8 protein-coding genes are annotated in these 10,196 nt (G+C 60.3%); 3 read left to right on the forward strand and 5 right to left on the reverse strand.

Annotated features, from left to right (window positions below; genetic code table 11):
- From WBF74_RS14000 to WBF74_RS14010, 3 genes are all read left to right on the forward strand, one after another.
- Nucleotides 1–1,251: leucyl aminopeptidase family protein (locus WBF74_RS14000; RefSeq protein ID WP_424440978.1), on the forward strand; the 1,251-nt coding region annotated here is incomplete at its 5' end.
- Nucleotides 1,252–1,347: 96 nt separating this feature from the next.
- The gene (locus WBF74_RS14005; RefSeq protein ID WP_424440980.1) at nucleotides 1,348–1,719 is read left to right on the forward strand and encodes a MarR family transcriptional regulator; all 372 of its coding nucleotides are present in this window, start codon (nucleotides 1,348–1,350) and stop codon (nucleotides 1,717–1,719) included.
- Entirely contained in the window at nucleotides 1,716–2,585 is an 870-nt protein-coding gene (locus tag WBF74_RS14010) for a C40 family peptidase (RefSeq protein WP_424440982.1), read from the forward strand. Before WBF74_RS14005 ends, WBF74_RS14010 begins: the two co-directional genes overlap by 4 nt.
- On the opposite strand, the gene WBF74_RS14015 is transcribed toward WBF74_RS14010, so the two are convergent.
- The 5 genes from WBF74_RS14015 to WBF74_RS14035 are packed head-to-tail and all read right to left on the reverse strand — an operon-like array spanning nucleotide 2,586 to nucleotide 10,177.
- On the reverse strand, nucleotides 2,586–4,214 hold the full coding sequence (locus tag WBF74_RS14015; RefSeq protein WP_424440984.1) for an ABC transporter ATP-binding protein: 1,629 nt from the start codon (nucleotides 4,212–4,214) through the stop codon (nucleotides 2,586–2,588).
- The gene (locus tag WBF74_RS14020; RefSeq protein WP_424440986.1) at nucleotides 4,211–5,278 is read right to left on the reverse strand and encodes an ABC transporter permease; all 1,068 of its coding nucleotides are present in this window, start codon (nucleotides 5,276–5,278) and stop codon (nucleotides 4,211–4,213) included. The genes WBF74_RS14015 and WBF74_RS14020 overlap by 4 nt, the downstream gene beginning before the upstream one ends.
- A 1-nt stretch (nucleotide 5,279) precedes the next feature.
- Nucleotides 5,280–6,389, reverse strand: coding sequence for a microcin C ABC transporter permease YejB (locus tag WBF74_RS14025; protein ID WP_424440988.1), 1,110 nt, complete (start codon nucleotides 6,387–6,389; stop codon nucleotides 5,280–5,282).
- Between the two features lie 6 nt (nucleotides 6,390–6,395).
- Nucleotides 6,396–8,276, reverse strand: a complete 1,881-nt coding sequence (locus tag WBF74_RS14030) for an extracellular solute-binding protein (RefSeq protein ID WP_424440990.1) — start codon at nucleotides 8,274–8,276, stop codon at nucleotides 6,396–6,398.
- Nucleotides 8,273–10,177: an extracellular solute-binding protein gene (locus tag WBF74_RS14035; RefSeq protein ID WP_424440992.1), complete on the reverse strand. Its 1,905-nt coding sequence runs from the start codon at nucleotides 10,175–10,177 to the stop codon at nucleotides 8,273–8,275. Before WBF74_RS14035 ends, WBF74_RS14030 begins: the two co-directional genes overlap by 4 nt.
- Between the last annotated feature and the right edge of the window lie 19 nt (nucleotides 10,178–10,196).

Below are 10,196 nucleotides of genomic sequence, written 5' to 3' on the forward strand. Positions count from 1 at the left end.
GGTTTCAAGGGGGAGGCCGGCAAGGTGCTGCTTCTGCCGGATGGCGCAGGCGGGCTTTCCGGCGTGTTGCTCGGCCTTGGCGACGGGTCGGACCCCTTTGTCACCGGCGCATTGCCGCCTGCCCTTCCGCTTGGTGACTATCGCTTTGCCGGAGCCTTTTCAGGCGACCCTGCGAAGGCCGCTTTCGGCTATGCACTCGGCACCTATCGTTTCACCCGCTATTCAGGCTCGGCACGCGAATGGCCGCGCCTCATGCTGCCGGAAGGGGTGGATGGTGAAGAAGTAAGCCGCCTTGCCCGGGCAACCTTCCTTGTGCGCGATCTCATCAACACGCCGCCAAATGATATGAGCCCCGCCGATCTTGCCGCTGCTGCCGCGAAAGTGGCGGAAGCGCATGGCGCGGAGTTCAGCACCATTGAGGGCGAGGCGCTTCTTAAGGAAAACTATCCGATGGTGCACGCCGTTGGCCGCGCGGCCGCCGTTGCGCCGCGGCTCATCGACATGCGCTGGGGCCGGACCGATGCGCCAAAGGTCACGCTGGTCGGCAAGGGCGTCTGCTTTGATACGGGCGGCCTCGACATAAAGCCCTCAAGCGCCATGCTGCTGATGAAAAAGGATATGGGCGGCGCTGCCTCCGTGCTCGCTCTCGCCCAGATGCTGATGGAGGCAAAGCTCGATATCAGGCTGCGCCTTCTTATCTCCGCCGTCGAAAACAGCGTATCGGGTAATGCTTTCCGCCCCGGCGATGTGCTGCCAAGCCGCAAGGGCATCACGGTCGAAATCGGCAATACGGATGCGGAAGGCCGCCTCGTCCTTGCCGACGCGCTGGCGGAAGCAGACAGCGAAGCGCCCGATCTCATCATCGATATGGCAACGCTCACCGGCGCGGCGCGCACGGCACTGGGGCCGGACCTGCCGCCCTTCTACACGGATGACGACGCGCTTGCCGGAGAGATCGCCGCTGCGGCAGAGGCCATGTCCGACCCGCTCTGGCGCCTGCCGCTCTGGAAGCCCTATGATTCATGGCTTGAGAGCAAGATCGCCGATGTGAACCATGTGTCAGATGGGCCTTTCGCCGGCTCCATCACGGCAGCGCTTTTCCTGCGCCGCTTCGTGGAAAAGGCGCGGGCGCATGTCCATTTCGATATTTATGGCTGGTCGCCGAAGCCGAAGCCCGGCCGTCCCACTGGGGGCGAGGCACAGGGCATCCGCGCGCTTTATCACCTTCTCAAGCGGCGATATGGCGGATGAACTTTCTCGCACACTTGCCCGCCATGCGTCCGTCGCTAGACTGGAAGCAGGCCCTGTAGGGGTGGGGCATCTTCGGAGCAGCGTTGGGGGGACGCCATGCCGGAAATTTTACCGTCTGGAGCGGAGGCGCTGAAACCTGTCCAGGTCCTGTCGCTCTGGCATGATGTGGTGCTTCAATCGGTTCGCAGAGAAGGGCCGGATCTTTCATCCCGGCAATTGGCGATCATGTTCATTGTCTATCTCGATCCGCCGCCACATACCGTGAGAGGCCTTGCCGCCGCGCTTGGTGTTTCGAAGCCTGCCATCACGCGCGCGCTCGACACGCTGGGCGGGCTTGATCTTCTGAAACGGATGCGCGATGAAGCCGACCGCCGCAATGTTCTCGTGCAGCGCACGGCGAAAGGGGCAGCCTTCATGCAAGATTTCGCAGAGATCATCATGCGTTCTGCGCGAGGCCTTGTTGCATGACACCTACGCGCGCGCCGGATCGTCGTCTCAATCCCTATCGGGAAGATATCGCGGCGGCTCATCTGCGCGGTGAGGTAAAGGCCGAGCGTTTCGTCGAAGGCGTGGACAGGCGCGTCGCCGTGCCGAACCTGCCGCTTCTGCGCGCCCCGGAACCCGACGCACCGATGGATACGCAGCTTCTCTTCGGTGAGGTGTTCCGCGTCTATGATGAGCGGAATGGCTGGGCCTGGGGGCAGGCGGTGCTTGATGATTATGTCGGCTATGTCGATGCGAAATCGCTCGCCGCGCGCCCTGCTGCTTCAACGCACAGTGTCGCGGCGCTGCGCACCTTTATCTATCCGAAGCCCGATCTGAAAACCCGGCCCGCTACGCCGCTTTCCATGAACGCAAAACTGCGTGTCACGGGCGCGAAGGATAATTTCAGCGAGATTGATGGTGGCGGCTGGGTCTTCACCAACCACCTCGCCCCCATTGAAACCCATGCGCGTGATTTCGTGGCCGTGGCGGAAGAGTTTATCGGCGTGCCCTATCTCTGGGGCGGGCGCGACAGTATGGGGCTTGATTGCTCCGGCCTTGTGCAGATGGCGCTGGAGCGCGCGGGCATCTCGTCGCTTCGCGATACCGACATGCAGGAAGCAACGCTGGGTGAGGCGCTGCCCGAGCCCATCGACTTCACCGCGCTTGAGCGCGGCGATCTTGTTTTCTGGAAAGGCCATGTCGGCATCATGGTGGACAGCCGCCATCTTCTGCACGCCAATGCCTTCCATATGCGCGTGGCGGTGGAAGGACTCGATACGGCACTAACGCGCATTGCCCGTTCGCCATCGGGCCATGTCACCAGCATCAAGCGCCTGCCGCGCCGATAACTATTCCGAGACAATATTTTCGGGCGCCGCCTCAAGGTCGAAGGCCGCTGCCATCAGCGCCTTTGTGTAGTCGGTTTGCGGGCGATCAAAAATGTCATCCGCGCTTCCCGCTTCCACCACCTTGCCGCCCTTCATCACGATGATATCGTCTGCCAGCGCACGCACGACCTTGAGGTCATGGCTGATGAAGAGATAGGCAAGATCATGCTTGCGCTGCAGTTCGCGCAGGAGATCGACAATCTGCGCCTGTACCGACATATCAAGCGCGCTGGTCGGCTCATCCAGCATGACAAAGCGCGGCTTCAGCGCCATCGCCCGTGCAATGGCGATGCGTTGGCGCTGCCCGCCGGAAAACTCATGCGGATAGCGGTCCTGCATGTCCGGCTGAAGGCCCACTTCCTCGAGTGCCGCCGAAACGCGGGCCCGCCGCTCCTCCGCACTCATCTCCGGGTGCTGCACCTCAAGCCCTTCGCCCACGATCTGCGAAACAGACATGCGCGGGCTTAGGGATCCGAACGGGTCCTGAAACACGATCTGCATGTTGCGGCGAAGGGGCCGCATCTCTTTTGATTTCAGCCCCTGAATGAGCGTACCATCGAAACGGATGTCACCCTCGCTCGAAATCAGCCGCATCAGTGCAAGGCCGAGCGTCGTCTTGCCGGAACCGGATTCACCGACAACGCCCAGCGTGCGACCGCGCCGGAGCTTCAGCGAAATACCGTCCACCGCCTTCACATGGCCGACGACACGCCGCATGAAACCGCGCCGGATGGGGAACCAGATTTTGAGATTGTCCGCTTCCATAACAACCGGCCCGTCCGAGGGCGCGCCAAGCGAGCGGCCCTTCGGCTCGGAAGCGAGAAGGTGCTGCGTATATTCATGCTTCGGCCCGGCGAAAACTTCGCGCGCGGTGCCATGCTCGACGACCTTGCCTTTCGTCATCACATAGACGCGGTCTGCCATCTTGCGGACGATGCCGAGATCATGGGTGATGAGAAGGAGCGCCATGCCTGTCTCGCGCTTCAGGTCCATCAGCAGTTTCAATATCTGCGCCTGTACTGTCACGTCGAGTGCGGTGGTGGGCTCGTCCGCAATCAGAAGCTGCGGCTCATTGGCAAGCGCCATGGCAATCATCACGCGCTGGCGTTGCCCGCCGGAAAGCTGATGCGGATAGGCGTCGAGCCTTTCCTGCGGATCGGGAATGCCGACGCGGGTGAGAAGTTCCAGCACGCGCGCCCGCACGGCAGGGCCGCGCATCCCCTTATGCTCGATCAGCACCTCGCCCACCTGCTGCTCAATCGTGTGGAGCGGGTTGAGCGAGGTCAGCGGCTCCTGAAAGACCATGGTGATCTTGTTGCCGCGAATACTCCGCATTGTTTTCTCGCCTGCGCCGACAAGATTTTTCCCCTCGAAAATGATCTCGCCCGAAGGGTGCGATGCCTGCGGATAGGAAAGAAGCTGCATGATCGAGAGCGCGGAGACAGATTTTCCGGAGCCCGACTCGCCCACCAGCGCCACCGTCTCCCCCGGCTTGATGTTGAAGGAGATGCGGTCAACGGCCAGCACCTCCTTTCCATCGGCGTTGAAGGCAACCGAGAGGTCGCGGACATCGACAAGCGGCGCACTCATTGCAGCACCTTGCGCGGATCAAAGGCGTCGCGCACCGCTTCGCCGACAAAGATGAGAAGGCTGAGCATGATGGCGATGGAGAAAAAGCCGGTAAGGCCAAGCCAGGGCGCCTGAAGGTTCGCCTTACCCTGTTGCAGCAGCTCGCCAAGCGAGGGCGAACCGGGCGGCAGGCCGAAGCCTAGAAAGTCGAGCGAGGTCAGTGTCGTGATCGAGGCATTTAGAATGAAGGGCATGAAGGTCAGCGTCGCCACCATCGCATTGGGCAGCAAGTGCCGGAACATGATGCGGCCATTGGAAAGCCCCATCGCGCGCGCCGCATTCACATATTCAAAATTGCGCGCCCGCAGAAACTCCGCTCGCACCACGCCCACAAGCGCCACCCATGAAAAGAGCAGCAATATGCCGAGCAAAATCCAGAAATTCGGCTCGATGATGGAAGCGATGATGATGAGCAGATAAAGCTGCGGCACGCTCGTCCATATTTCGATGAAGCGCTGGAAGAGAAGGTCTGTCCAGCCACCGAAATATCCCTGCACCGCACCCGCCGCCACGCCGATGACAGAAGAGAAAAGCGTGAGGATCAGCCCGAAAAGAACAGATATGCGGAAACCATAGATCAGCCGCGCCGTTACATCGCGTCCCTGATCGTCCGTGCCGAGCCAGTTATCGGCAGAGGGCGGGGCAGGCGCGCGACGGTTGAGGTTGATCGTCTGATAGGAATATTCGATGAGCGGCCAGACCATGACGCCGCCCGCTTCGCGAATGAGATCTTTCACATAAGGATCGCGATAATCCGCTTCCGTCTCAAAATCGCCGCCAAAGGTTGTTTCCGGGTAGGAGACGAGAACGGGGAAATAGACCTCGCCCTGATAGGTGAGGAAGAGCGGCTTGTCATTCGCAATGAACTCAGCAAAGAGCGAGAGGAAGAAAAGCGCAGCGAAAAGCCAGAGGCTCCAGAAACCGCGCTTGTTCGCTTTGAAGTTCCGCCAGCGCCGCTGATTGATCGGGCTCATCGGGCGGCGACCGGAGCCGGGAAGCGGGAAGCTCAGAAAGGGAAGCCGCATCTCAGACCTCCCTGGTCTCGAAGTCGATGCGCGGATCGACCCATGTATAGGCAAGGTCGCTGATCAGCGTCATCACAAGGCCAAGCAGGCCGAAGATATAAAGCGTCGCAAAGACGACCGGATAGTCGCGATTGACGATGCTTTCAAAAGAGAGAAGCCCGAGCCCGTCCAGCGAGAAGATTTGCTCGATCAGCAGCGAGCCGGTGAAAAAGGCGCCGATAAAGGCACCGGGGAAACCTGCAATGATGATGAGCATGGCGTTGCGAAAGACATGGCCATAAAGCACCTGCCGCTCCGAAAGCCCTTTGGCGCGCGCCGTCACCACATATTGCTTCTTGATCTCGTCGAGAAAGGAATTCTTGGTGAGAAGGCTCGTTGTGGCAAAGGAGCCTATCACCATGGCCGTTATCGGCAGAATGATGTGCCAGAGATAGTCGAGCACCTTGCCGGCAAGGCTGAGGCTTTCCCAATTGTCAGAGGTGAGGCCGCGCAGCGGAAAGACCGACCAATAGGAACCGCCCGCAAACAGCACGATCAGAAACACGGCAAAGAGAAAGCCCGGAACTGCATAACCAATAATGATGGCCCCGCTCGTCCATGTGTCGAAGGGCGTTCCGTCCCGCACCGCCTTGCGAATGCCAAGCGGAATGGAGATGAGATAGGTGAGGATGGTCGTCCAGAGGCCGAGCGAAATGGAAACAGGCAGTTTTTCTGCGATCAGGCTCAACACACTCACATCGCGGAAATAGCTCTCGCCGAACTCGAAGCGCGCATAATCCCAGATCATCTTCACGAAACGCTCATGGGCAGGCTTGTCGAAGCCGAACTGCTTTTCGAGCGATTTGATGAACTCCGGGTCGAGACCCTGCGCGCCGCGATATTTGCTGTTCATTGCAGCGTCGGCGCCCGTCATCTGCGCCTGAGCGGAGAAGTCGCCCCCTGCCGACCCGCCGATACGCGCTGTCGCTGAAACTTCAGTGCCCTGAAGCTGCGCGATGATGCGTTCCACCGGCCCGCCCGGCGCAAACTGGATGAGCGCAAAGCTCACAAGCATGATGCCGAAAATGGTCGGGATCATCAGAAGGAGACGGCGGAGAATATAGGCAGACATTCAGCGTCAATCCTCGGAACCGGCTTCGAAGGCAGGAAGATCAGTTTCGCCCTCACTGCGCCACCAGGTCGCCAGAACGCCACGATGATATTTCGGCTTCGTATCGGGCCAGGCGAATTTATCCCAGAAGGCAATGTGGTGAACATTCTTGTGCCATTGCGGAATCCAGTAATGGCCAGCGCGCAACACGCGATCAAGTGCGCGCGCCGCTATGATCTGTTCTTCCCGCGTTTTTGCGGCAATCACCTTTTCCACAAGCGCATCCACCACAGGATCGGCAATGCCGGAAAGATTGCGCCCGCCCGGCACGCTCGCAAACTCGCTCGTCCAGTAAGATCGGATCTCGATGCCCGGCGTAAGGCTCAGCGAGTAACGCTGGAGCATCACGTCGAAATCATAATTATCACGACGCTGCTGGTGTTGGGATGAATCGACAAGGCGAATGGTGGCATCAACGCCAAGCAGGCGGAGATTCTTCACCAGAGGTGCGGTCAGTCGCTCGACCATCGGATCATTGTCGAGAAATTCGAGTGAGAGAATGTCACCCGCCGCATTGCGCCGCTTGCCGTTCTGCACGGTCCAGCCCGCTTCATCGAGCAGCGCGGCGGCGCGGCGCAGAAGCCGCCGGTCCTGACCTGATCCATCGCTGACGGGAGGCGAGACGACCTCGCCAAACACATCTTCCGGCAGCTTGTCCCGCCATGGCTCAAGCAGCGCAAGCTCTTCCGCATCCGGCGCACCCGTCGCCTTCATCGGCGAGTTTTCGAAATAGCTCTCGGTCCGCTTGTAGAGGCCGTAGAAAATATTGGCGTTGGTCCATTCGAAATCGAAGGCAAGGGTCAGCGCCTCGCGCACGCGGCGGTCCTGAAACTTCTCGCGCCGCATATTGAGGAACCAGCCCTGCGCGCCGGAGGGCGTCTCATCCGGCAGTTCCGCCAGCTTCACGCGGCCATCCCGCACGGCGGGGAAATTGTATTCCGTCGCCCATGTTTTGGAGGTGAATTCTTCACGGAAGAGATACTGGCCGGAGGCAAAGGCTTCGAACTGCGCGGTGCGGTCTCGATAATAGTCAAAGCGGATGCGGTCGAAGTTCCACATTCCGACATTCACATTGAGGTCGCGCGCCCAGTAATCCGCAACCCTCTCATAATTGATGAAGCGGCCTGCCCGGAAAGTGCCGATCCTGTAGGGCCCGCTGCCAAGCGGCGGTGTTAAAGATGCGCCAAACTCGTTCTCGGTGTAATAGCGCTTCGAGAAGATCGGCAGCACGGCGGCAATGAAAAGCGGCAGGTCGCGCGTCTGGTTTCCCGTGAAGGTAATCTCGACGACGCGCTCCCCACGCGCCTGAACATCCTCAAGCTCGCGCAGATTTTGCGAGATCAGCGGGTGCCCCCTTTCCTTCAACAGCAGAATGGAGAAGGCGACATCATCCGCGGTGAGCGGTGTTCCGTCATGGAAATAGGCGCCGTCACGCAGATGGAAGGTAAGGCTCCTGCCGTCATCAGATGCTTCGACGCTTTCCGCGACAAGCCCGTAAACCGCGTCTGGCTCGTCATAGGCGCGCACCATCAGCGTGTCGAAGATGAGGTCGAGCCCTTGCGGCGCGGATCCGCGCAATATGTAGCCGTTCAGCGTGTCAAATGTGTAGAAGGAGGCATTGAAGGCGACGGTCGGCCCGACCTGCGAGAAGGTGCCGCCTTTTGGCGCTTTCGGATTCACATAGTCGAAATGGCTGAAGCCCGGCGGATATTTAAGCTCGCCGAAGATCGACATGCCATGCCGCTTCTCGCCTGCGCGCGCCGCGCTGCCCGGCAACATGCTTGCAGCCAGGGCACCCCCGCCAAGCGCCAGAATGTCGCGACGCGTGAGACGCGGGATGATGCTCATTCCGCTTCGCTCGCCTCATCTGCGGGGGCGGGTGGAGGCGCATCGCTCGCCATCCACCAGATCGTCGGGAAGCCGATGGAATAGGACGGCATATTTTCCGGGTGCTTCAGCCGCGACCAGTAGGCGACGCGATTATAGGTGAGGTGCCATTGCGGCACGACGTAATGGCCGGCCAGCAGAACGCGATCAAGCGCGCGCGTGGCAGCGACAAGCGCCTCGCGGTCCTTCGCATAGATCACGCGCTCGATCAGCTTTTCAATGGCCGGATCGCAAATGCCGATGACATTGCGGCTCCCTTCCGCCTCTGCGGCCTCGCATCCCCAGAATTCGCGCTGCTCATTGCCGGGAGAGAGTGACTGCGGAAATGTCTGGATGATGATGTCGAAATTGCGCGTATCCGTGCGGCGCTGATATTGCGCGGCATCGACATTGCGGATGCTGGAGGTGATGCCGAGCCGGTTCAGCGATTGCTGATAAGGCGCGATGACACGCTCGAAGGTTGGAGAGTCGATGAGAAACTCGACATTGAGAACCTCGCCCTTCGAATTGCGCCGCTTGCCGTCTTCAATCTTCCAGCCTGCTGCATCGAGAAGGTCGGCTGCGCGGCGAAGATTGCTGCGGTTGTTGCCGCTGCCATCCGTCACCGGCATCTCATAGGCCTTGGTGAAAATCTCGGGCGGAAGGTCATCCTTGAGTTCTTCCAGAATGGCGCGCTCAAGACCTTCCGGCAGGCCGCTCGAAGCAAGTTCGGAATTGGCGAAGTAGCTTTCCGTGCGCGTGTATTGCTCGTGGAAAAGGTTGCGGTTCATCCACTCGAAATCGAAGGCCCAGTTGAAGGCTTCGCGCACGCGCGGATCCTGAAACTTTTCGCGCCGCAGGTTGAAGGCAAAGCCCTGCATCCCGGCGCCATTGGCGGAAGGTACTTCTTCGCGAATGAGATTGCCCCGCCGGACAGCGGGAATGTCATAGGCAGTTGCCCATGAGCTTGCGCTGTTCTCCATGCGGAAGTCGAGGCGATCCGCTTTCAGGGCCTCAAGCGAGACAGTGGTGTCGCGATAATATTCAAAGCGGACGCGGTCGAAATTATGGCTGCCCACATTCACCGGCAGCGCGGCACCCCAGTAATCTGGAACGCGCTCATAGGTGATGGAGCGGCCGGGCGAAACAGAGGCGACGCGGTAAGGGCCGGAGCCGAGCGGCGGCTCAAGCGTCGTTTCGTTGAAATTGCGCTTCTCGCCCTTCGCGTTTTCGCCTTCCCAATAATGCTGCGGCAGCACGGGCAACTGGCCAACGATCAGCGGCAGTTCGCGGTTGCCCGTTTCGTTGAAGCTGAAGGTCACTTCATGCGGGCCAGTCTTTTCGGCCTTCACCACATTCGCGTAATAGGCATTGTAGAAGGGGTGGCTCTTCTTCAGCGTCTCAAGCGTCCAGACCACATCTTCGGGCGTGATCGGCTTCCCGTCATGCCACCGCGCTTCCGGGCGAAGCGTGTAGGTGACGGAGGAATAGTCCTTGGGATGGCGCACGCTCGCCGCGACGAGGCCATATTCGCTTGCCGGCTCATCCAGGCTTGTCGCCATCAGCGTGTCATAGATGAAGCCGATGCCTGCTGCGGGCTGCCCCTTCACGATGAAGCCGTTGAGGCTGTCAAAGCTGCCAAAGGCGCCATAGCGCACTTCGCCGCCCTTCGGCGCTTCGGGGTTCACATAGTCGAAATGGGTGAAGTCCGGCCCGTATTTGAGTTCGCCGAAAAGCGACGAGCCGTGCCGGGGAAGTTCGGGGTTGAAGTCTTCAGGCAGTGCGGTGGATGAAACCACTTCGGTCGGGCGCGCAGCGCGTTCTGCCGCAGGAGCGGTTCCCGCCTCGGCGCTCTCCGATGCCTCACCGGCGCCGCTCGCCAGATCAGGCTCGCCCGACGGG

Origin of the sequence: Parvibaculum sp., from assembly GCF_049672805.1 — a bacterium.
Classification (GTDB): domain Bacteria; phylum Pseudomonadota; class Alphaproteobacteria; order Parvibaculales; family Parvibaculaceae; genus Parvibaculum.

Excerpts from the sequence above, each read along its gene's own strand:
- WBF74_RS14005 (WP_424440980.1), top strand. The coding sequence starts at position 1,348 with ATGCCGGAAATTTTACCGTCTGGAGCGGAGGCGCTGAAACCTGTCCAG.
- WBF74_RS14010 (WP_424440982.1), top strand. The coding sequence starts at position 1,716 with ATGACACCTACGCGCGCGCCGGATCGTCGTCTCAATCCCTATCGGGAA.
- WBF74_RS14015 (WP_424440984.1), bottom strand. The coding sequence starts at position 4,214 with ATGAGTGCGCCGCTTGTCGATGTCCGCGACCTCTCGGTTGCCTTCAAC.
- WBF74_RS14020 (WP_424440986.1), bottom strand. The coding sequence starts at position 5,278 with ATGCGGCTTCCCTTTCTGAGCTTCCCGCTTCCCGGCTCCGGTCGCCGC.
- WBF74_RS14025 (WP_424440988.1), bottom strand. The coding sequence starts at position 6,389 with ATGTCTGCCTATATTCTCCGCCGTCTCCTTCTGATGATCCCGACCATT.
- WBF74_RS14030 (WP_424440990.1), bottom strand. The coding sequence starts at position 8,276 with ATGAGCATCATCCCGCGTCTCACGCGTCGCGACATTCTGGCGCTTGGC.